This is a genomic window from Streptomyces graminilatus (assembly GCF_001418565.1).
Classification (GTDB): Bacteria; Actinomycetota; Actinomycetes; order Streptomycetales; family Streptomycetaceae; genus Streptomyces; species Streptomyces graminilatus.
Map to the genome: position 1 here is coordinate 1 of NZ_LIQQ01000223.1, position 22,362 is coordinate 22,362.

The 22,362-nt window shown below is 72.0% G+C and carries 18 protein-coding genes; 13 read left to right on the top strand and 5 right to left on the bottom strand.

The window, feature by feature from the left end; genetic code table 11:
- The first annotated feature begins 77 nt into the window (after positions 1 to 77).
- The gene (locus AOK08_RS19640) at positions 78 to 1,478 is read left to right on the top strand and encodes an MFS transporter (protein WP_055527605.1); all 1,401 of its coding nucleotides are present in this window, start codon (positions 78 to 80) and stop codon (positions 1,476 to 1,478) included.
- Between the two features lie 161 nt (positions 1,479 to 1,639).
- Here the strand turns inward: AOK08_RS19640 and AOK08_RS19645 are convergent, their stop codons facing one another.
- Both AOK08_RS19645 and AOK08_RS19650 read right to left on the bottom strand, forming a co-directional pair.
- The gene (locus tag AOK08_RS19645; protein ID WP_055527607.1) at positions 1,640 to 1,834 is read right to left on the bottom strand and encodes a hypothetical protein; all 195 of its coding nucleotides are present in this window, start codon (positions 1,832 to 1,834) and stop codon (positions 1,640 to 1,642) included.
- A 25-nt stretch (positions 1,835 to 1,859) separates the two neighbouring features.
- Positions 1,860 to 2,840, bottom strand: a complete 981-nt coding sequence (locus tag AOK08_RS19650; protein WP_055527609.1) for a bifunctional lysylphosphatidylglycerol flippase/synthetase MprF — start codon at positions 2,838 to 2,840, stop codon at positions 1,860 to 1,862.
- A 183-nt stretch (positions 2,841 to 3,023) separates the two neighbouring features.
- Here AOK08_RS19650 and AOK08_RS19655 point away from each other — a divergent pair, with 183 nt between their 5' ends.
- From AOK08_RS19655 to serS, 11 genes are all read left to right on the top strand, one after another.
- Positions 3,024 to 4,622 (top strand): aldehyde dehydrogenase family protein, encoded by a 1,599-nt coding sequence (locus tag AOK08_RS19655; RefSeq protein WP_079054140.1) that lies wholly within the window; start codon positions 3,024 to 3,026, stop codon positions 4,620 to 4,622.
- Between the two features lie 69 nt (positions 4,623 to 4,691).
- On the top strand, positions 4,692 to 5,831 hold the full coding sequence (locus AOK08_RS19660; RefSeq protein ID WP_055527615.1) for an acyl-CoA dehydrogenase family protein: 1,140 nt from the start codon (positions 4,692 to 4,694) through the stop codon (positions 5,829 to 5,831).
- Positions 5,832 to 5,871: 40 nt separating this feature from the next.
- Positions 5,872 to 7,155, top strand: a complete 1,284-nt coding sequence (locus AOK08_RS19665; RefSeq protein ID WP_055527617.1) for an aspartate aminotransferase family protein — start codon at positions 5,872 to 5,874, stop codon at positions 7,153 to 7,155.
- A gap of 5 nt (positions 7,156 to 7,160) precedes the next feature.
- Positions 7,161 to 7,655, top strand: coding sequence for a type II toxin-antitoxin system RatA family toxin (locus AOK08_RS19670; RefSeq protein WP_055527620.1), 495 nt, complete (start codon positions 7,161 to 7,163; stop codon positions 7,653 to 7,655).
- A 14-nt stretch (positions 7,656 to 7,669) separates the two neighbouring features.
- Positions 7,670 to 8,212, top strand: a complete 543-nt coding sequence (locus AOK08_RS44740; protein ID WP_055527622.1) for a hypothetical protein — start codon at positions 7,670 to 7,672, stop codon at positions 8,210 to 8,212.
- Positions 8,209 to 8,754, top strand: coding sequence for a flavin reductase family protein (locus AOK08_RS44745; protein ID WP_063794090.1), 546 nt, complete (start codon positions 8,209 to 8,211; stop codon positions 8,752 to 8,754). The genes AOK08_RS44740 and AOK08_RS44745 overlap by 4 nt, the downstream gene beginning before the upstream one ends.
- Positions 8,755 to 8,828: 74 nt before the next feature.
- Positions 8,829 to 9,752: a ferritin family protein gene (locus tag AOK08_RS19685; protein ID WP_241827013.1), complete on the top strand. Its 924-nt coding sequence runs from the start codon at positions 8,829 to 8,831 to the stop codon at positions 9,750 to 9,752.
- Positions 9,749 to 10,765 carry a beta-ketoacyl-ACP synthase III gene (locus AOK08_RS19690; RefSeq protein ID WP_055527623.1) on the top strand — a complete coding sequence of 339 codons (1,017 nt, stop codon included), beginning with the start codon at positions 9,749 to 9,751 and terminating at the stop codon, positions 10,763 to 10,765. Before AOK08_RS19685 ends, AOK08_RS19690 begins: the two co-directional genes overlap by 4 nt.
- 65 nt (positions 10,766 to 10,830) lie before the next feature.
- Positions 10,831 to 11,061: an acyl carrier protein gene (locus AOK08_RS19695; RefSeq protein ID WP_055527626.1), complete on the top strand. Its 231-nt coding sequence runs from the start codon at positions 10,831 to 10,833 to the stop codon at positions 11,059 to 11,061.
- Positions 11,058 to 12,278 (top strand): beta-ketoacyl-[acyl-carrier-protein] synthase family protein, encoded by a 1,221-nt coding sequence (locus AOK08_RS19700; protein WP_055527628.1) that lies wholly within the window; start codon positions 11,058 to 11,060, stop codon positions 12,276 to 12,278. Before AOK08_RS19695 ends, AOK08_RS19700 begins: the two co-directional genes overlap by 4 nt.
- Positions 12,279 to 12,430: 152 nt before the next feature.
- The gene (serS, locus tag AOK08_RS19705) at positions 12,431 to 13,705 is read left to right on the top strand and encodes a serine--tRNA ligase (protein WP_055527631.1); all 1,275 of its coding nucleotides are present in this window, start codon (positions 12,431 to 12,433) and stop codon (positions 13,703 to 13,705) included.
- Here serS and AOK08_RS19710 read toward each other — a convergent pair.
- From AOK08_RS19710 to AOK08_RS19720, 3 genes are all read right to left on the bottom strand, one after another.
- Positions 13,657 to 14,610, bottom strand: coding sequence for an AfsR/SARP family transcriptional regulator (locus AOK08_RS19710; RefSeq protein WP_241827012.1), 954 nt, complete (start codon positions 14,608 to 14,610; stop codon positions 13,657 to 13,659). The two genes, serS and AOK08_RS19710, sit on opposite strands and share 49 nt — an antisense overlap.
- A 722-nt stretch (positions 14,611 to 15,332) precedes the next feature.
- Positions 15,333 to 15,950: a response regulator transcription factor gene (locus tag AOK08_RS19715; RefSeq protein ID WP_157876730.1), complete on the bottom strand. Its 618-nt coding sequence runs from the start codon at positions 15,948 to 15,950 to the stop codon at positions 15,333 to 15,335.
- A gap of 124 nt (positions 15,951 to 16,074) precedes the next feature.
- A complete protein-coding gene (locus AOK08_RS19720) occupies positions 16,075 to 18,993 on the bottom strand; it encodes a helix-turn-helix transcriptional regulator (protein ID WP_055527636.1) in 2,919 nt (972 codons plus the stop codon).
- Positions 18,994 to 19,230: 237 nt separating this feature from the next.
- Here AOK08_RS19720 and AOK08_RS19725 point away from each other — a divergent pair, with 237 nt between their 5' ends.
- A complete protein-coding gene (locus tag AOK08_RS19725; protein ID WP_198539313.1) occupies positions 19,231 to 22,299 on the top strand; it encodes an AAA family ATPase in 3,069 nt (1,022 codons plus the stop codon).
- Positions 22,300 to 22,362 lie beyond the last annotated feature (63 nt).

Here is a 22,362-nt window from a genome sequence, read left to right on the forward strand (position 1 = left end):
TTCCCCAGGCGGGCCAGGGCTTCCCCCACGCCCCGGCCCGCCAACTCCCCAGAGTCCGAGAGGAGCACCTCCCCCCCATGTCCGAAGAAACCGCCAAGGTGGTCCCGGCCCCGGCGCCCGGCGGCCACCGTCTGTCCATCGGCGACCGGCTGGACCGGCTGCCCGTCCTTCCGGCCCATCACCGCCTCACGGGCGTCATCGGCGTCGGCCTGATGTTCGATATGTACGAGAACAACCTGTCCGGTGTCCTGTCCAAGGTGCTCCAGGCGGACTTCGCCCTCACCGGCACCACGCTCAAACTGGTCCTGGCGTCCGCGTTCCTGGGCCAGTTCCTCGGGGCGGTGGTGCTGGGCCGGTTCGCCGACCGGTTCGGCCGGCGGCACGCCTTCCTGCTCAACCTGGCGCTGTACTCGGGCGCCTCGCTGGCCGGCGCCTTCGCGCCCTCGGTGGCCTGGCTGGTGGCGTTGCGCTTCGTGGTGGGCATCGGCATCGGCGCGGAGCAGTCGCTGACCGACAGCTACCTCACCGACGTCCTGCCCGCCCGGCACCGCGGCCGGCTCATCGCCTGGACGTACACCATCGGGTTCTGCGGGGTCCCGGCCGTCGGTCTGCTCGCGGTGTGGCTGGTGCCGCTCAGCCCGCTGGGCATCGCGGGCTGGCGCTGGCTGTTCCTGTTCGGCGCGCTGGGCTCGGCGGTGGTGTGGGTGCTGCGCAGGGGCCTGTTCGAGTCGCCGCGCTGGCTCGCGGCGGTCGGCCGTACGGCGGAGGCGGAGGTGATCACCGCCAGGCTGGAGGTCGAGGCGGGACCGTCCTACGTCACCACCGGGCCCCCGGCGGCTGCCGTCGAAAAGGCGCCCGTGCGCGCGCGAGGCATGCTCCGTGCGCTGTTCTCGCCGGCCTACCTCCGCCGCACGGTGATGATGTGGGTCTTCTGTCTGCTGTCCACGGTCGGCTACTACGGCTTCGGCACCCTGGCCCCGCAGGTGCTGGCCGCCAAGGGGTACGACGTGGTGGCGGGCCTCGGCTACACCGCGGTGTCCTTCTTCGGGTACCCGGTGGGCTCGCTGCTGGCGGCGACCCTGATGGACCGGGTCGAGCGGAAGGTGCTGGTGGCGGGGTCGGCGTGCGCCATGGCGGCGGCCGGGCTCGGGTTCGCCTTCGCGGGGTCGACCGGCTGGGTGGTCACCTTCGGGTTCGCCTACACGCTGCTCAGCAACGTCTTCTCGGCCGGCTCGCACGTCCTGCTCGCCGAGCAGTACCCGACGGCGATCCGGGCCGGTGCCTCCGGGATCGCCTACTCCCTGTCCAAACTGACCGCCGCCGCCCTGCCGTTCCTGCTGCTGCCGCTGCTGGACTCGGGCGGGGCGGGACTGCTGTTCACGGTGATCGCGGGCGCGATGGCGCTGCTCGCGCTGGACGTGGCGGTGCTCGGGGACCGTACGACGGGCCGGCCGGTGGACCAGCTCCCCACGCGCTGAGCCGAACGGAAGACCTGAAGAACGGAAGAACGGAAGTGGCGGCGGGCCCCATGCCATCGGGGTCCCGCCGCCACTTCTGTCGGTGCGGACATCGCGCGGATGTCGTCGTGGGGTTGAGCGGAATCGAGCGGAATCGCGTGGAGTCGAGTGGAGTCGAGTTGTCAGCCCCGCTGCTCCCCGGTCAGGCGGGCGTCCAGGATGCGGACCACGTCGTCGGCGTTGCGGGCGATCTCCTCGTCGTCCGGGGCGCCGATGACGGCCATGAGGAACTCCACCATGGAGTGGCGCAGTTCGTCCGTGCTCTTCGTCGTCATCGCGGTGGGCGTCGGCCCCGCGGTGGGCGTCTCGATGGACATGCGTGTCTCCTGGGATCGGGTCAGGTCAGAACGAGTTGCAGGCGCGGAAGATGTGCGCGAAGGACGGCAGCGAGGCCTGCCCCTCGAAGGCCACGTACTCGGGAATCGACAGGTCGGGCCCCCACTTCTCCTTGTAGGCGAGCTGGGTCTGGGCCGGGTACAGCGCCGCGCCCTCGGCCCACAGGAACTGCATGAGCCAGGTGAACGCCGGGCTGTGGCCGGGCAGTTCGGCGTCCGGGGAGAGCCCGGTGAACGGGGTGAAGCCGAAGTGCAGCCATTCGGCGCCCTCGGCGCGGAAGGTCTCGATCGCCGCCGCGTTGACCGCCTCCATCAGCCCGGGCGAGCCGTCCGGCAGGCGGCGGCTGAGGTCGTGCATCCAGCCCGCACGGCTGCCGTAGACCGGGGAGTACGAGATATAGGCGACCGGTTCCCCTTCGATGGTGCCGAGGAAGAGCCTGCGGTGCTGTTGCGCCGGGCCGCCGATCTCACCGACGAGGAACTCCAGGGGGCGTACGTTCTCGCCCTTCGACCCCAGCCAGGCCCGGTCGATGCGCTCGATGGCGTCATGCCGGCCCTCGGCGGGCACCTCCTCCACCTGTAATCCGTTGCGGTGGGCCCGGGAGATCTTGTTGCGCAACTGCATGAACTTGGTGCCGCGCAGGCTGAATTCGGGCAAGGCCACGGCCCAGGAGGCGCCGATCTGGTTGACGGTGAACCCGTGCCGGACGTACCGCTCGGCGTCGTAGGCCTGCAACTGCACGCCCACCACCCGCAGCCCCTGGTCCCGGGCGTGCTCGCGGAAGGCGTCCAGGAGGACGTCGTAGGACTCCTCGGGGGCGAAGGGGCCCCCGAACTGCACCAGGTACTTCCCCGCCCGCCGGTAGAGCACGACGCCTTCCGTGCCGGGCCTGGTGAAAACCTCCTTGTCCTCGTTCATGGCGAGAAAAGCGCTGGGATTCTCTGCCTCTGTCCAGTTCTTGATGGCGTGCAGAAGTGTGTCTGACATGAGAAGAGTAGAGCAGACTTCAATTCGCTGCCGAAAGAGGTTCAGGACCTGGAGTCCGCGCATGTCAGATCAGGGTCAGCCGCGCATCAGGACCGTATCAGAGAACGCTGGAAGAGTGTTTTAAGGACAGGCTGCACAAAGGAAATTCACGGCAATATGGAGGCGTAATCCATGGAGCGGCCGATGTATGCACCGGAAATCCGCAGCTATCAGCTCTACATTGGCGGAGAGGACGTGAAGAGCGACCACTGGGTCTACACGGTCAGCGCTCGTTCCCTGCTTGAGGACGTTTTCACGAGCGTCAGCCTGAAACGCGAACTCGAACGGAATCCGGAGTCGGAGACGGCGAATCACCCGTACGTCGCCGGCCGGTGCGCGGTCGCGGGCGACGAGGACATCGACCGGGCCACCGCGGCGGCCGCCGCCGCGGCACCGCTCTGGGCGGCCGTCCCGCTCGACGTCCGGATGCGGCTCGGCACCCTGTTCCGCGAGGAACTCCTGCGCAGGCAGGACGAGTTCACCGAGATGCTGATGACCGAGGGCCACCCGATCAAGCTCGCCCGCTGGGAGCTGAGCTGTCTGCTCCAGGTGTACAGCGAGGAGAGCCTCGACTGGTACCGGCAGCAGATGCACACGGAGTTCGACCACGGGCCGCGCCGGCTGATCGTACGGCGGCAGCCGGACGGCGTGGTCGGCTTCCACCCGCCGCAGAACGCGCCCGCGCCCAGTGCCGCCCTCGCCGTGCTCGCGGTGATGGCGGGCAACGCGGTGGTGGTACGGGCGCCGCGCAGCATCGCGCTCAGCGCGATGTGGCTGATGCGGGACGTCGTCGCACCGCTCCTCGACCAGGTGGGCGCCCCGCCCGGCACCCTCAACGCGATCTGCGGCAACCCCCGCCAGACGCTGGACCGCTGGCTCGAGGACCCGTTGATCAACGACGTGTTCTACATCGGCGGCAGCCAGGAGGGACTGCGCTTCCAGGACGAGTGCGTGTCGCGCGGCAAGAAGCCGATCCTCGAACTGGCCGGGAACGACGGCATCGTGGTGTGGCGGGACGCCGACCCGGTGCGGGCCGCCCAGGCGATCTCGGAGGCGTTCTACGGCTCCGGCCAGATCTGCATGGTGCCCAACTACGTGCTGGTGCACCCGGAGATCGCGGACGAGCTGGTCGCCGAGGTCGGGCGGCGGGCGGCGGCGATCCGGCCCGGCTATCCGGACGACCCGGAGGTGCTGCTGTCGCCGGTGCGGCGCAGCGAGCGGTTCTTCGCGCTGCTCCAGCAGGCGATGGACCGGGGCGCGGAGCTGGTGACCGGCGGCAGCCGCGCCGAGGTGGACGGCACCCCGTCCGAGACGGGCGTCTTCCTCCAGCCGACGGTGCTGCGGGTCGAGGGGCTGACCGAGGCCCGCAAGTACGACGTCGTGCGCGACGAGACGTTCTTCCCGCTGCTGCCGATCGTGGTGGCGGAGCCCGGCACCGACGAGGAGCTCCTGGAGCGGCTGATCGGCTTCATGAACTCCAACGAGTACGGGCTGCGCAACTCGCTGTGGGCGCAGGCGCCCGAGGTGATCGACGCGTTCGTGAACCGGATCGGCAACGGCGGCCTGCTGAAGATCAACGACTCGCACATCGGCTTCCTGCCCTATCTGCCCAGCCACGGCGGCACGGGGCTGACCGGCGGCGCCTTCGGCGAGGCCAACTACCCGATGCTCAAGACCTCGCACCTCCAGGGGGTGAGCATCGCGCGGGACGTCAGCCCGCACGAGGCGGTCTTCGGCTCCTGACCCTCCCGTACGGATGCCCCTCCCGTACGGGTGACCCTCCCGTACGAACACCCCCGTAGGAGATCCCCCATGCGCTCCCTCACCACCGCCCGAGAGGTGTGCGAACGCCACCAGCCGGGCCTTCTCGCCGCTCTGGAGTCCCTGCCCTTCACCGAACGCGAGGCGACCGGCTCACCGGCGGTCGCGCTGCTGCGCGAGCACGGCGGAGCCGGTCTGCTGGTCCCCGTCGAGTACGGCGGACAGGGCGCCGACGTCCTGGACGCGGTCCGGGTGCAGCGGGCCGTGGGCGCGGTGTCGCCCTCGCTCGCCGCCGCCTCCACGATGCACCACTTCACCGTGGCCATGATGTTCGGACTCGCCTCGGGCGCCGGCCGGCTGACGCCCGACCAGACCAAGCTGCTGCACGGCATCGCCTCGGAGCGGCTGCTGCTCGCCTCCGGCTGGGCGGAGGGCCGTACCCAGCAGAACATCCTGATCCCCTCGGTGACGGCCACCGAGACCGAGGGCGGGTACCTGCTCAACGGCGCCAAGAAGCCGTGCAGCCTGGCCCGTTCGATGGACGTGCTCACCGCGAGCATCGCGGTGCCCGGCCTCGACGGCACCCCGGAGCTGGCGCTGGCCCTGGTGCCCGCCGACTCCCCCGGCCTGTCGGTGCACCCGTTCTGGGGCAACGAGGTGCTGGCCGCCTCGGAGAGCGACGAGGTGCGTCTCACCGATGTGTTCGTGCCGCGCGAGATGGTCGTACGGACCCTGCCGGAGGAGCCGCATCTGCTGGACGACCTGCAGACGACCGGGTTCATCTGGTTCGAGCTGCTGATCTCCGCGGGCTACGCGGGCGCCGCGACCGCTCTCGCCGCCACCGTGCTGGAGCGGGGGCGCGGCAGCGCGGGCGAACGGGCCGCCCTCGCCGTCCGCGTCGAGTCCGCGTTCGCCCTGCTGGAGGGCGTCGCCCGGGCCGTACGGGACGGGCTCGGCGGTGAGGCCGCCGTGGCCGACATCCTCGTCGCCCGGTACGCGGCCCAGGAGACCCTCGTCCAGGCCGCCGACCAGGCCCTGGACCTGCTGGGCGGCATCGACTTCATCCGGAACGGCGAACACACCCGGCTCGCCGACTCCGTACGCCCGCTCGCCTTCCACCCCCCGGGCCGCGCGTCCGCGGCCGAGCCGCTGCTCCAGTGGTTCGGCGGCGGCGCCCTGGAACTGTCATGACCGCACACATCCCCCGTCCCGGCGTCACTGGAGTCCCCCTATGACCACCACCGCACAGCCCCCGGAGACCATCTCCGAGGAGAAATGCCTCGATCTGTACCGGGCGCACCTGAGCAAGGGCCGGGCCACCGTCGCCGAGCTGTTCGGCAGCCACATGGAGGTCGAGTCCTCCGGTGCCTGGCTCACCACCAGCGACGGCGAGCGCTTCCTCAACGCGGGCGGCTACGGCGTCTTCCTCATGGGCGCCCGCCACCCCCTCGTCATCGAGGCCGTCGAACGCCAGTTGCACCGGCACCCGGCGGCCACCCGCATCCTGCTGGAGCCCACCGTCGCCCAGGCCGCCGAGGCGCTGGTCTCGGTGATGCCGGCCGGTCTGGACCGCGTCCACTTCGCGGTGTCCGGCACGGAGGCGGTCGAGGCCGGGCTCAAACTGGCCCGGGCGAGCGGCCGTCGGCACACGGTCGCGATGCTCGGCGGCTACCACGGCAAGACCATGGGCGCCCTGGCGGCGACCGCGAAGAAGGTCTACCAGGACCCCTTCCGCCCCATGCTCCCCGACTTCACCCACATCCCGTACGGCGACGCCGACGCCCTGCGCGAGCAACTGGCCGCGCATCCGGGCGAGGTGTGCGTGATCCTGGAGCCGGTGCAGGGCGAGGGCGGGGTCATCATCCCGCCGGCTGGTTTCCTCCGGCAGGTCGAGGCGCTCGTCCGGGAGTACGACGGATTCCTGATCCTGGACGAGGTGCAGTCCGGATTCGGGCGGCTCGGTGAGTGGTGGGGCGCCGACATCGAGGGCATCGTCCCGGACGTCCTGCTGGCCGGGAAGGCGCTCGGCGGCGGTGTCGCCCCGGTGTCGGCGGTCGTCGCCACCCGCAAGGCGTTCCGCCCGTTCGACAAGGACCCCTACATCCACACCGGGACCTTCTCCGGGCAGCCGCTGCTGATGGCCGCCGTCCAGGGCGCGATCCGGGCGGTCAAGGAGGAGCGGCTGGTCACCCGCTCGATGGAGCTGGGCGCCCGGCTCCTGCCCCGGATCACGGAGATCGCCAAGCGAAACCTGCCCGGCCTCCTGGTCGAGGTACGCGGACGCGGGCTGCTGATCGGGGTCGAGCTGGTCGAGGCGGGGCTGGCCGGCGAGCTGCTGATCGAACTGTTCAACCACGGGGTGGTCGCCAACCACTCGATGGGCGGCAGCTCGGTGGTGCGCTTCACCCCGCCCGCGATCATGACCGACGCCGATGTGGACCACCTGCTCAGCTCCTTCGACAAGGCGACCCGCGACCTGGTCAGCGGTTCCGCCACGATGCCGGAAAGGCAGTAGCGACCATGCGACAGGTTTCTCTTGAGGTGCTGGTCCGGGCCGAGCAGGCCACCGACGTCCTTCTCGCCGTGGGCCGCTGGGAGCGCTTCCCCGAGCTGGCCCCGCACGTGGAGTCGACCATCGTGCACGCCACCCACCCCGACCCGGACTGCTCCTCCAGTTGGGAGCTGCACTTCCGCAGCGGACTGCTGCGCTGGACGGAGCGCGACGAGTTCGACCTCGGCGCCCTGGAGATCCGCTTCGAGCAGACCGACGGGGACTTCGACTCCTTCCAGGGCACCTGGAAGCTCACCCAGCTGGGCGCGGACGTGGCGGTGTCCTTCACCGCCGAGTTCGACTTCGGCATCCCGAGCCTCGAAGGCATCCTCGACCCGATCGCCGAGCGGGTCATCCGGGAGACGGTCGCCTGGTCCGTGACCGGGATGTACCCCGGCAGTGAGGTGCTCGACGACGACCCCGGCCTGGCCGGCGCACCGGCCGAAGTGACCACCACCGCCTGAGGAGACGGATCACCATGGACCAAGCGAACCCGTTCGAGACACCGCGTACGTACTCCCTGCACCGCGCCGAGTACCTGGTCGGCCTCGGGGTGTCCACGGGGCTGATCATCGCCAACTTCGGGGACATCCGGTGGCTGCCGTTCATCGGGCTGTTCCTCTACATCGACCTCCTCGGCTACATCCCGGGCGCGCTCGCCTTCAAGCGCGCCAAGGGGCGGCCGATACCCAAGGTGTACTACGTCATGTACAACGTGATGCACAGTCTGATCACCCAGGGCGCGGTGGTGGGCCTGTGGTGCTGGCTGATCGGGCCGGAGTGGGCGCTGCTGGCGATCCCGTTCCATCTGTGCGGCGACCGCGGTCTGTTCGGCAACTTCATGAAGTCGTTCGCGCTGCCCTTCGAGCCGGTGCGGCAGCCGGGCTATCTGCGGCTGCTGGACGACCTGGGCCTGGCCCATCCGAAGCCGGCCGGGCACACCGCGCACGACGGCGAGACCGTTCCTGTCGGACACGTCCCGACGGCCCCGCGCCCGCTGCCACGGGAAGCCGTCCGATGAGGGCCGCCACCGCGTCGGCGGTGGGACGGCTGGCCGCCCCGGTCACCGTACTGACGGTGTGTCACGACGGGCGGACGCACGGTACGACGGTGTCCACCCTCACGACCGTCTCGCGGACCCCGCTGCTGCTGACCGCGAGCCTGCCGGAGGGCTCCGACCTCGCCCATCTGATGCTCGCCGAGGGGCGGTTCGCGGTCAACGTGCTCAGCGGCGGACAGCGCGCGCTGGCCCGGCGGTTCGCCGACCGGGACCACCCGGCGGAGGACGACCCGTTCGAGGGGCTCGCCTGGCGCACCGACCGCTACTCGGGCGCGCCCCTGCTCGACGGCGCGCTGGCGCACTACTCCTGCCGGGTGCGCGGCAGTTTTCTCGTCGGCGACCACGAGGTGCTGCTCGGCCTGGTCGTACGGGCGCACACCGGCCTGACCGGGCACCCGCTGCTCAGCTACGACGGCGAACTGCGCACGGGCGCGGCGGACCCGGAGCTGCCGCGCGTACCGGATCTCCCGACCCTCCATCCGAAAGAGACGGCAACGCTGTGAACATCGACGACACCGCCGCGACGGTCGCCCGCGAGGCCGACTGGGACACCGCTCCCGGGCTGCTGGACGGCGCCATGCAGCTCACCCTCGGCCCCGAGGAGTGCGATCTCGCCTACTGGATCACGTCCGTCGCCCAGGGCACGCTGAAGGACCGGGGTGTGACGGGGCATCACGTCGACGCGAAGGTGCCGGACTTCCTGAAGGAGCCCGGTCCGCTGCGGGAGGCGCTGATCCTGGAGTTCGGCTACCGGGGCGTCTCCGAGGAGATCGCCACCCGGCTGCTCGCCCCGTACGTGGAGATCGCCCCGGGCATCCCGGAGATGGAGTTCTACGCGACCCAGCTGCTCGACGAGGCCCGGCACGCGCGGGTGTTCCGCGAGCACCTGGTCGAGCTGGGCATGCCGGCCGCGACCCTGCTGCGGGACATCGAGGAGATGTCCTACGACTACCGGCGCCGGGTGCTCGAGCCGGTCGTGGACTTCACCCTCGACATCGTCCGGGACCGCAAGGACTTCGCGGGCGGGGTGGCGGTGTTCGCCATTGTCATCGAGGGCGTGCTCGCGCCCGCCGCCGAGCTGAGCGAGCGCAAGTGGAGCCCGCTGTCCCCGGCGACCAGCGAGATCTCCCGTGGCACCTCGATCGACGAGATCCGGCACCTGACAGTGGCGAGCACGATCCTGAAGGACCATCTGGCCGCGCACCCCGAGTCCCGGGACCGGATCGTGGAGATCATCCAGGCCGGGGTGCGGATGTGGGACGAGGTCCCCGACCGGGAGTTCGTCATCCACCGCGAGAAGCTCTTCCAGGAGGGCATGGCCCAGCACGCGGACAGAATCGGCGACTACGAGATCTGGCCCGGTGTGCGCATGCTCGACACCACCGCCGACGAGCGCTACGACATGGCGGACCGGTGGACCGAGCAGATGGCAGAGGTCCGCATGGCGTACATGGGGCTGCCGCCGGAGCTGTTGGGCGGCCGCCCGGCGGGCGCCGCGTGAGCGGCGCGGCGGCCGGCCGGACCGCGGTGATCGCCGGGCTCGGCTGTCATCTGCCGCCGGACGTGGTGACCAACGAGGACCTGACCCGCCGCCTCGACACCTCCGACGAGTGGATCCGGTCCCGCACCGGGATCGCCACCCGGCACGTGGTCGACCCCGGCACCGCCACCTCCGACCTCGCGGTGGAGGCGGGCCGGCGGGCGCTGGACTCGGCGGGCTGCGAGGCCGACGCCGTGGTCCTGGCCACCACCACGCCCGACCAGCCCTGTCCGGCCACCGCTCCGGCGGTGGCCGCCAGGCTCGGGCTCGGCCCGGTCGCCGCGTTCGACGTGTCGGCGGTGTGCAGCGGCTTTCTGTACGGGCTCGCGACCGCGACCGGGCTGATCGCCTCCGGTACGGCCGAGCGCGTGCTGCTGATCGCCGCCGACGCGTTCACCACGATCATCGACCCGGCCGACCGGGGCACCGCGGTGATCTTCGCCGACGGCGCGGGCGCGGTCGTCCTGCGCGCCGGGGATCCGGCCGAGCCCGGCGCGATCGGCCCGGTGGTCCTGGGCAGCGACGGCGGGCTGAGCCGGCTGATCGAGGTGCCGGCGGGCGGCTCCCGGCAGCGTTCCTCGGGGGTGGCTCCGGCGCCCGGCGAGGAGTTCTTCCGGATGGCGGGACGCGAGGTGTACCGGCACGCGGTGGACCGGATGACCGCCTCGTCCCGGCAGGCCGCCGAGGCGGCCGGCTGGGCCGGACCGCAGGACGCGGACCGGTTCGCCGCGCACCAGGCGAACGCCCGGATCCTGGCCACCGTCGCCGACGACCTGGGCATCGCGCCCGAGCGCCGGCTGTCCAACATCGAGCGGGTCGGCAACACCGGGGCCGCGTCGCTGCCGGTGCTGCTCGCCCAGTCCGCCGCCGAGGGCACCCTGACGGCCGGTCACCGGCTGCTGCTGACCGCGTTCGGCGGCGGCCTTTCCTGGGGCGCGACGGCGCTGGTCTGGCCCGACGTCAAACCCGTCTGACCCTCCGTACCCGCACCGACCGACCCTCTGTATCCGATTTTCCGTACCCACCCGAAGGAGACACCGTGTTCGAGGTCCTCAAGGAGATGCTGGTCAGCAAGCTCAAGGTCACCCCGTCGAGCGTCGTACCCGACGCCACCCGGGACGACATCGATCTGGACTCGCTCGCCGTCGTGGAGCTGTCCATGGTCCTGGAGAAGGAACTGGGACTGGCCATCAGCGACGACGAACTGCTGGAAGCGGCGACCGTCGGTGACATGGCGAGGCTGATGGAGGAGCGGAGCACCGCGGCATGACCGTCGCCGACATCGCGGTCACCGGCGTCGGACTTGTGACGCCGGCCGGGACGAGCACCGCCGCCACCTGGGCGGCGGTGCTCGCCGGGCGGCCGACGGCCGCGCTCGATCCGCTGCTGGCGGACAACCCGGTACGGCTGTCCTGCCGGGTGCCGGGCTTCGACGCCGACGCGCTGCTCGGCGCCCGGCGGGCCCTGCGGCTGGACCGCTTCGTACAGTTCGCGCTGGTGGCGGCCCAGGAGGCGGTGGCGGACGCCGGTCTTGACCCGGCCTCCTGGGACGGCGCCCGGGTGGGTGTGGTCATGGGGACGGCCGACGGCGGTCCCGGCACCGTGGAGGAACAGCACCTGGTGCTGATCACCGAGGAGGCTCGGCGGGTCTCGCCGCTGCTGCTTCCCATGCAACTGCCGAACATGCTGGCCGGGCAGCTCGCGATCATGCTCGGTGCCACCGGACCCAACCTGGTGGTGGCGACCGCCTGCGCCTCGGGGGCGACGGCGATCGGCACCGCCCGGGACCTGCTGGCCCTGGACCGCTGCGACATCGTCCTGGCCGGGGGCAGCGAGGCGATGATCACGCCGCTGGTGATGGCGGGGTTCGCGCGGATGGGCGCGCTGTCCGGACGTGAGGACGACCCGGACAGCGCCTCCCGCCCCTTCGACGTCGGCCGGGACGGTTTTGTCGCCGCCGAGGGGGCCGGGGTGCTGGTCCTGGAACGTGTCGCCGACGCCCGGGCCAGGTCCGCCCGGGTCCGGGGGCGGGTGGTCGGGTACGGCGCCACCGCCGACGCCCATCACATGACCAGCCCGCACCCCGGTGGGGTCGGCGCCGAGTCGGCGGTGCGCGCGGCGCTCGCGGACGCGGGCGCCGCCCCGGCGGACGTGGGGCACGTGAACGCCCACGGCACGTCGACACCGCTCAACGACCTGGCCGAGGGCCAGATGCTGGGCCGGGTGCTGACCGGGAGCCCGCTGGTCACCTCGACCAAGGGGGTGACAGGTCATCTGCTCGGCGCGGCGGGCGCGGTGGAGGCGGCGCTGACGGTGCTGGCCCTGGAGGAGGGGGTGGTGCCGCCGACCGCCGGGCTGTCCGAGCTGGACCCGCGGCTCGACATCGAGGTCGCCACGGCGGCCACCGCCACCCGGGCCGAGCTGGCGCTCAGCAATTCCTTCGGTTTCGGCGGCCAGAACACCGTACTGGTCATCGCGGCGGCCTGAGCCGGCGGGAGCAGGCCGGCGCCACCGCACTTTGCACGCCCGACAGATCCAACAGGTCTGACAGATCCAACAGGTCTGACAGATCCGACAGGTCTGAGTGATCCGACAGGTTCCAACAGATCCGACAGGTATCCCACAGGTAGGGGTGAGCGATGCACGATGTCCGTGAACTGCTGACGCTGGGCGACAAGGCGGTGGCCCGGCTGGCCCGGCGTGGATACGCGCTGCCGCTGGAGGAACTGGAGTCGCTGCACCGGGAACGGACCGAGGCGGCGATCGAAGTCGACCTGGCCCGGGCCGAGTTGAAGCGTTCCTCGAAGGCCGGGGCGGCCTCGACGGAGGACCGGCGGGCCGCCGCGCGGCTGCTCCGGGAGCGGGTGCAGCGGGCCGAGGCCCGGTTCCGCGAGGTCCGGGAGCGGCTGACCGGGCTGTTGTTGACGGTCCCGAACATCCCGCTGGACGAGGTCCCGGAGGGGCGGACCGAGGCGGAGGCGGTGGAGGTCCGCCGGTGCGGCCCGCCGCCGGTCCAGGCCGACGAGGCCCGGCACCACGCGGCGGTCGGGGCGACGCTCGGCATCCTGGACGCCGAGCGCGCGGCGAAGCTGTCGGGCGCCCGGTTCTCGGTGGCCCGGGGTCCGGGTGCCCGGCTGGAGCGGGCGCTGGCCGACTTCTTCCTGGACATGCACACGGGGATGCACGGCTACACCGAGTACTCGGTGCCGTATCTGGTGACCCGGGAGACGATGACGGGCACCGGGCAGTTGCCCAAGTTCGAGGAGGACCTGTTCTCCACCCGGGTCGGGGACCGGGATCTGATGCTGATTCCGACCGGCGAGGTGCCGCTGACGAACCTGTTCGCCGGCGAACTGCTCGACGCGGGCAAGCTGCCGCTCGCGGTGACGGCCAAGACGCCGTGTTTCCGGGCCGAGGCGGGTTCCTACGGCCGGGACAGCCGGGGTGTCCTCAGGCTGCACCAGTTCGAGAAGGTGGAGCTGGTCCGCCTGTGCGCGCCGGACGACGCGCGGCGCGAGCTGGAGCTGATGGTGACCCACGTCGAGGCGTGTCTGCGGGCGCTCGAACTGTCGTACAGGGTGGTCATGCTGCCGGCCGGGGACCTCGGGTTCTCCGCCCGGATGACGTACGACCTGGAGGTGTGGCTGCCGGGCGGCGGGGCCTTCCGGGAGATCTCCTCGGTGTCCGACTGCGGTGACTTCCAGGGGCGGCGGGCCGGGATCCGGCACGGTGGCCCGGGCTCCCGGAAGGCACCCGTCGTGACGCTCAACGGTTCGGCGCTGCCGATCGGCCGGACCGTGGCCGCGATCCTCGAACAGCATGTGCGGCCGGACGGTTCGGTGCGGCTGCCCGAGGCGCTGGTGCCCTACGCGGGCTTCGCCCGCATCATGCCGGGCGGGGGCACCACGAGCTGATCGGAGTCGGTGCCCGGCATCCGGGATCCGTGCGCGGCCGGGTGGCCGCGCATTCCGGGCACCTGGTTGAGGATCTCCCGCAGTCGCTGGCGCAGCTGGACCGAGGGCTCGATACCGAGTTCGTCGACCAGTCTGCGCCTTGCGCTGTTGTAGGTCTCCAGCGCCTCGGCCTGGCGGCCGGCCCGGTACAGGGCGAGCATGAGCAGTTCGGTGATGCGCTCGCGCCAGGGATGGGCCACGCTCATCCGCTTGAGCTCGCCGATGATGCGCACCGGGTCGGCGATGTCGATGCCGAGGGAGAGCCGGTCCTCCAGCGCGGTGAGGTACTCCTCCTTCAACTGGAGGGCGACGCTGCGGCACATCGGACCCTGGACGACGTCCTGGAGCGGGTCGCCCTGCCACCCGGCCAGCGCGTCCTCGAACAGGGCGTGGGCGAGGACCGGGTCGTCGTGCATGTGGGCTCTGGCGCGTGCGATCGACCGCAGGAACGCGCCGGTGTCGACCGTGGCCCCGTTCAGATCCAGTACGTATCCCGAGGGACGGGTGACCAGTTGGGGGCCGGTGCCCGGATCCCCGAGCTGCTGCAGCGTGCGGCGCAGCCGGTACACGTGGGCCTGGAGGGAGTTGCCCACCGTCGGTGGCGGCGTCTCCCCCCACAGCTCGCCGTATAACTGCTCGACGGGGAGCACCCGTCCGCCGGCGATGAGCAGGACCGCCAGCAGGGTCCGCTGCCGGTCGCCCGCGAGCGTGGCGACCCGGTCGCCGGCCCGGATTTCCAGTGGGCCGAGGAGCCGGAAACTTATGGCCCCTTTGGATTCTTGGATTTTTGTTGGGTTCGCGTATCCATCAGGCGAGCGGTGGCTGAAGGCCGCAGACCGCTCGTCGAAATCAACTCGCTGAAGCACCACTGTTCTCCGATCACGCACGAGAAGCGCACCCCGTCACCGTATTAATTAATGCGAAAGGCCAAGCCGAAGGCAAGGGGTGGTTCGGGTGGGGGGCGATTATTGGTCAAGCTTCCGGGCGAGCCCCGAATAACGTCCACGCGAGGTCGCACACCCCGCCAAACAGGGCGCGGGCGGCCAGATGAACGACCTTGGGTGCGGGGACGCAGATATAGCGTACATAACCTTGGCCGATTCACCGTGCAACAGGTGCCCGACCGGGCAGACGAACCATGACAATCGGGCAATCCCCGATTTCACTACCTCGCAGGTAATTGACATGCATTCCTGATTGAAACTGACGCCGCCGGCCGCCCACTGGTGCCCGGTCGGGCAGGCATGAGAAGGTGCGTGACAGTATCCACCGCGAATTCATCTGCGGAACGGAACCCCGAGCATGCAACCCGGTCGTAGGTAATATATTCCATTACCTATGGCGGCGGCCAGGTGGATGCCCGACGAATCTCAGGCGAGGCTCGGACGGAGCCCAGGTGAACACGACACCAACAGTCCGTCCGCCGACATGGCGGGTCCGCACGGTGGGGAGGGGTGGTGTGTCGGCTCACGGCGGAAGGCTGTTCCGGCTCGGGGCCTGGGACCGTTCCGGCGCGGGGCAGGCGGCTCGGCACCGGCTGTGGCAGCGGAACCGGGCCCCTGAGGGAGCCTGGGGGAGGGAGAGAGCGTCAGATGAGGCCCGCACGAATGGCGTAGGCCGTGACGTGTGTCCGGTTCCGGAGCTGGAGCCGCTTCATCAGGACCGAGAAGACAGTCTTGACCGTCCGCTCCGAACACAGCAATTTCCGCGATATCTCGGCATTGCTGTAGCCCTCGGCACCCATCCGCAGGACATCCGCTTCCCGTTTCGACAGGCCCGAGGCGGAAAGTCCACGAGGGGCGAGGACATCCCGCTGCACCCGGCCCACATAGTCGAGCAGTCCGCCCTGCAGAACCGCCGGAAGGCACGCCTGCCCCGCCGCCACCAGTTCCACGGCCTCCAGCAGTCGCTCCTGGGTGAATTCGACCCGTCGCAACATGGCACGGACGCCGAGTTCGGCGGCCTCCGAATAGTCGGCATACCAGGTGTCGCCGGAAATGAGCACGAATCCGCAGACCGGTCTCGCAAGATTCCGCAGGAGCTGCATGGTGGCCGCGGCCACCTGTGGTACGGAGACGACGGTCACGTCGGGCGGCGGGCCCTGGGTGGTGTCGACGAGTGTTGTTCCGGGCGTTCGCAGCACGCCGGTCAGCCCCAGGAAACACAGGGCGTCCTCCGCGTGGGCCGCGACCCGCACAACACGCACGAATGCCTCCTCAGCGACGGAACGCGCGCTGCAGAACGCTGTCGATGGTGGCACAGGACACGGACCGTCACACTCCGCGTACCCGCCCCGGAAGAGGTTGTAGGGAAAAGTCACAACGCGGCGGTCACGGCACTCGACGGATCCCGTGGCGGGTCCCTTGATGGATCCCTTGGTGGATCCCTTGGTGGATCCCTTGGTGGATTTGGTGGATTTGGTGGATCCCTTGGTGGGTCCGAGCGGTCTCGGCGAGCGAAAGGCCTCCCTCCAGCCAGGCGGTCGCCAGCTCCACCCGCGAGCGGCAGCCGGTGGATCTGAAGATCTTCGCGAGGTGCGCCTCGACGCTCTTCTCGCTGCGCGCGAGGGCGGTCGCGATCTGCCGGTTGGTCGACCCGTCGGCGACCAGCTCGACGATCCGCAGATCGAGCCGGCTCAGCAGCGGCCGGTCGTCACCGGTCCGGGGCACCACGAGGCGGAACTCGGCGGCGAGCCGTACGAGGGTCTTCCGGGCCGGCCGTGACGCCATGCCCTCGTGCTGCCGCCAGGCCTCCCGCAGCCACCGCTGCTCACCGGTCCGCCGCAGCAGCCATACGGCGGTGCTGAACGCCGCCTGCCGGCCCCCGTGCGCGGCGAGGATGCAGTACCCGTGGACGACTCCGTCCACGTCGTCCCGTACGAGTCCGCGCCCGAGCAGGACGGCGGCGCGGGTCAGCCGGGACGGGGCGGCGGTGTCGAGCTCCTCAAGCCGTTCCAGCAGGCCGGCTCCGGCGTCGGCGCCGCCCTCCGGGTCGCGCGTCGCGTAGTGGAGCACCCGCAGCAACGGCCGCTCCAGCCCCGCGGTCCGGCCCGCCCGCCACAGCTCGTCGCAGTCCCGCCGCCCCTGACGCCAGGCGCCCCCCGTGTCGCCCCGGCCGTGCAGCAGCCCGGCGCGGGCCCAGCTCAGCAGCGGCAGGTGCTCCGCGCCGTCCGCGACCCGGTCCAGCCAGGCCGCCGCCCGCCCGAGGTCGCCCCGCACACGGCACATCTCGGCGGCGAGGGAACGGCTGTGCAGATACAGCGGACTGTGCCCGGTGGCCGCCGGGCCCGCCTCCAGGCTGCCCGCCAGACTCAGGGCGACGTCCCAAGTCCCGGTGAGGAACTCCCGGACCAGGGACTGGTGGACGTGCAGCGGACTCCCCGGGAACACCCTGGGCCTCCTCTCGGGCAGGGTCGCCCAGCAACTCGCCAGGTCACCGAGTCCGAGCGCCTCCCGAACCTCGGACGCCACCGCGGGCACCCACGCGTCACCCCGCACCTTCTCGGTCCACGAACTGAGGGCCCGGACCAGCACCTCGGTCTCGTCGGCGGGTGGTGGCGGGCTGTCGGAAGGTGGCGGGCTGTCGGACGGCTGGCCGTCGGACGGCGGCACGCCCTCGGACGGCAGGCCGTCGGACAGTGGCACGCCCTCGGACGGCGAGGGGTGCGGCCCGGCAGGCGGGCGTTCGGCCAGGGACAGCAGTGGCCCGGCCGCCGGTGTCCGGCGGGCCACCCGGGCGGCCGGGGAGTCGTGGTCCACGGTGTGCAGGCCGAGCCACTGGTCGTGGACGGCGGCCAGGGCCCAGGCCTGGGCGAGCTGCTCGCGGACGGCTCCCGGGGCGAGGCCGGGCAGCAGCCGGTCGCCCAGGGCGAGTACGTCCGCGGGTTGGCCGTGACGGAGCATCAGGGGGACGGCGACGCCCAGGACGGAGGACAGGTGTACGTCGTGCGCGGGGAGCGCGTCCAGGAGTGCCCGGCAGGCGCCGAGGGTCCGTAACGGCTCACGCGGGTCCTGCTCGCGTACGGCGGCCAGCAGCAGCTCGGTCCGCAGCGGCGCCGGAAGCCGGGGCCCGGCCGCGAGCGCGTGGTCGACGAGGCGCGGGTCGGGCGGCCGGGCACGGTGCGACCGGTGTGCGTCGAGCACCAGCCGGGCGTGCAGCCGGGCGACGTCGTCCTCGGTGCGGTGGGCCGGGAGTTCGGCGGCGGCGGGGACGGTACAGGTGAGCCGCTGCCGGTCGTCGACGGCGACCAGTTCCAGGCTCACCAGGCTGTCGAGGAGCCGGCCAAGGCGGTCCTGTGTGGTGCCCAGTTCGGGAGCCAGACCGAGGTAGTCGTCCACGGTGGTCTCCCCCGCCCCCGTCAGCCGGGCCAGCAGGGCCAGCACCTCGCCGGGGAAGGGGTCGTCGGCCGGCCCGCGCACGTCCGTACCCGGCGGCCATTCACCCGGCCGTGTCGGGAACACCGGCAGCACTATCGGGGTGCGGGGGTCGGCCAGGTAGGCGCGTTCGTCGACCACTACCAGCCGGTCGCGCTCCCGCAGGGTGTCCACGGCCCGCGCGACCGCCCCCGGGTTTCCCCCGGCGTCCGGTCCGAGGCCCCGGCGGACCGCGGCCACCAGCTCCGCGGCGGGCGGCACCCCGAGGCGGCGGCCGATCAGCTCGGCGCACTGTCCGACGGTCAGCGGCGGCAGCTCCAGGGCGCGGTCGACCACCCCGGTCAGCCCCCTGACCAGACTCGGGTGCACCGCGTCCAGCACCCCGCACACCAGGACGCACGCCCCCGCCGACCGCAGTCCCTGCAACAGCGCGCCGACCGGACCCCGGTCCTGGGCCGCCAGGCGGTGGACGTCGTCGAGCAGCACCGCCAGCGGCCGGGCGCCGGCGGCCTGTGTCACGGCCGACATGGTCCGCAGCATCAGGGCGAGCCCGGGCCGGCCGCGCCGGAGCGCCGCCGCCCGCACGGGGGTTCCCGAACCGGCCTCCTCGGCCAGGACGGCGCACACCTGATCGACGAGGGAGTCGAGGCCGGGTGCGCCGCGCGGCCCCGGCCGCAGTCTGACGACCAGGTGCCCGTCGCGGGCGGCCGGGCGCAGCGCGGCCTCCGCCAGTGTGGTCTTGCCGATCCCCGGGCGGCCGTGCACGGCAAGCACACGCCCCTGGGAACCGGCCTCGCGCAGTGCGGCGCCGAGCTCGTCGAGCTCGTCCTCGCGCCCGACCACCGCGATGGTCTCCCGGTTCGGAATGGGTGACATCCTCGGCACCTCCGACTGTCCGCATCGGTCGAAATCTTTCGCTCCAGCCTCAAGCTGATCTATCGTCGTTTGAAAGGTCAAGAGGCCACTGCTCCGTCGTCCCCGCCTCCGGCGGGTGAGAAGACGGCTCACCAGCGCCTTCAGGGGGTGGCCATGGCCGCACGCTCCGCCGATCACCCGGGAACCAGCGAGGAACCTCCCGGCCGCCCCGGCTCTGTGGCCCCGCCGGAACCGGTCGTGCGCCCCGCTGAGACCCGCCGTCTGTGGGACGCCGTCACCTCCCCCTCCGGTCCCTCCGTCGTACTGCTGCACGGTGAGGTGGGGGCCGGACGCAGCACCCTGCTCGCCGCCCTCGGCGACCGGCTGCGAGCCGCAGGGAGGCCCGCGCACGCCTTGCGGTTCCTGCCCGGCGAGATGCTGACGCCGGGGCTGCTCGCGCACCGGCTGCTGACGGCGCTCGCGGATCCGACGCCCGCGGCCCTCACGGCGGGCCGTGTCCCCGGACCCCGCCGGGCCGGTACGGACACCGGCCTGTACGACCAGTGGCCACGGGACGGTGCGGCTGCCCTGGAGCAGGTGCTGCGGGCGTGCGGACCGGTCGTCCTGCTGGTGGACGACGCCCAGCACGCCACCCCGGAAACGCTGACGCTGCTGCGCTCCCTGTCGCTGACCCTGCCGTCGGTCCGGCTGGTCCTGAGCACCGCCGGCCCCAGCCCCAGTCCCGGTCCCGGTCCCGAACCCGCTCCCCTCCCCGGATCCGGACCTGAACCCGAACCCGGACCCGCCCCGAAGGACGAGACCTGCCTCATCGAGCTGCCCCCGCTCACTCGCGGCGACCTGGTCCGCTTACTCATCGACCGGCTCCGGGCCGTACCGGACGAGATCCTGGTGGACGAGGTGCACCGGCTCACCGGGGGCAACCCGGCGGCGGTCGTGGCGGTGGCCGGTTCGTCCATGGTCAGGGTGCTGATCGGCCGCGCCCACCTGGTGGCGGACCAGCCGCCTCCCGTACCGCGCGGCGACGACCGCTTCACCGCGTTCCTGCGCGGCCTCGGCGACCCGGTCTGGCGAACGGCCCGCGCCCTGAGCCTCCTGGAGAACGTCCCCAGCCACACCCCGGCCCTCATAGCCACGGCGACGGACCTGCCCCCCGAAACGGTCAGGGACGCATTGGCCCAACTGAGGCGGTACGGCCTGGTCACGGGGCCGCGATGCGCGGAGAGCGGGGGGAGGTTACCGGAGGGCGTGCTGCCCTCCCCGGAGACCGGGGCACAGCCCTCAGCGGAGGACACGCGCCCCCCGGCGGGCCGAGCGCACTCATCGGATGCCGAGTCGGCTGCCGAGCCGCGACTCTCGGAGACCGAGACCGAGACCGAGACCGAGGCCAAGGCCGAGGAGGTCGGGCCCCGATCCCCGGAACCGCTCGGCTGGAGGTTCCGGATTCCGCTTGTCGGGGTCGCCCTGCGGACCCGGGCGGGGCCGTACGAGCGGCGGGTCGTGTCGGCTGTCGCCGTGCGGGCCCGCTGGGCGGCGGAGGACCGGGGGGACGGCTCCCGGCAGGGTGACGACCCGGCGCGCGACGCCTGGCTGGCGGACCGGCTGGTGGACGCCGGTGGGCTGGTCGACCGGGAGCGGGCCGCCCGTGACCTGTTCCGCATCGTCGAGCGACTGGCCGACTCCCGGCCGAGGCAGTGCGCAGGATGGCTGACGGCCGCCGTCGAGTCCTGCGACGACGACCAGCGCTGTGCGGCCGCGGTGACCGACTACGCGGTACGCGCACTGCACGTGAAGCGGTTCCAGCCCCTCGACGAGACCGTGTGGGCGCTGGTACGGAACCTGCCCGGACAGCCGGACCCCGCCATCCGGCAGCGGCTGCTGGCCGTCGAGACGGCCCAACTGGCCGCGCGCGGCGACACGGCCGCGCTGTCGCGGCGGTACCGGGCACAAGTCACGAACACACCCGAGCACCCCCTGGCCCTCGCCGCGCTGGCCGCCTCCCTGCTCGGCGGCTGGTCCGGCCTCCCCACACTGTTCACGGACGCTCCCCCGCCCGCCAACGACTGGGAGCGGCAGGCCGAGAGCGCCTCCAGGGCCGTCACCGCGCTCCTCGCGGGCGACCCGACGCTCCTGTACGACCTGCTGCGGACCTCGGCCGACCCGCCCGACCGGACCCCTGGTCGTGTACGCGTGTTCGAGTACACGGTGTTCCTGTGCAGGCATCTGCTGATCGCAAAGGACTCCCGGAAGGTCACGGAGCTGCTCGCCGAGCACGGGGTGGGCATGGATCAACTGCCCCCGGAATGCGCGGTGACGCACCGGTTCCTCACCGGCGCCTGGGAGCGGGCGCTGGCCGCGGCGGGCTCCCTCATGGCCAACAGCCCGCCGACCGCGCGCGGTCCACTCGACGCCCTGGTCCACGCGAGGGCGGCCACAGCACTCCTCGCACAGGGCTGGCCCGCCCGGGCGGGAACGGTGCTCGACCTCCCGAACCCGGCCGGACCGCCGATGTCGTACCTGCTGGCCGCCGAGAAGGCGGCGGTCGACCGGTTCCACGGCCGGACCGACGCGGCACGCGACACCCTGCGCCGGGGCCTGTCCGAGGCCACCCGCGCCGGCCTCGTACTGGGTACGGCGGACCTGTGGTCGGGCCTGACCCTGATCGAGGCCGAGCGGGGACGGCAGGACCTGGTCGCGTCCGGTCTGAACGAGCTGTCCCGCATCGCCCGCAAGGGCCGCGCCTGCGACCGGCTGACGTATCTGCGCACCCGCTTCGAGAGCCTCACGGCGCCCGCCGACCCGCACCACCGGCCCTTCGAGCGAGTCCCGGACGCCCGCACCACGATCACCCTGGCCCGTTCACTCGGCCAGCCGTTCGAACTGGCCCGGACGCTGCTGGCGGTCGCCCGGGCCGAACACGCGGCGCCCCTGGCGCCCGGACGCGCGGCACCCGGACGCGGGGAGCCGCCGTACGGTGACGCACCGGCCGATCAGCTGCTCCGCGAGGCGTACGACCTGTTCGGTGAGCTGGGCGCGCTGCTGTGGCGGCACCGGACCAGGGCGGCCCTGCGGGAGGCCGGACTGCCGGTGCCCCGGCACCCGGCGGTCGCCGAGGAGACCGAGGTGCTGATGGCCAGGCTGGTCTCCGAGGGGCTGTCGAACCGCCAGTTGGCCGAGGCCCTGGCGGTGAGCGAGACGAGTGTGTCGACCCGGCTGAACCGTCTCTACCGGCGCATCGGCGTACGTTCCCGGGTGGAACTGGCCACCGCCGTGGCCACCGGCCACCACGCGCCTGCGACGGAGTCCTGACGTCCGGGGCCGGACCTCGCCGCCCACGCGGGACGACCGGGCGTCAGTCACTCCCCGCCCACG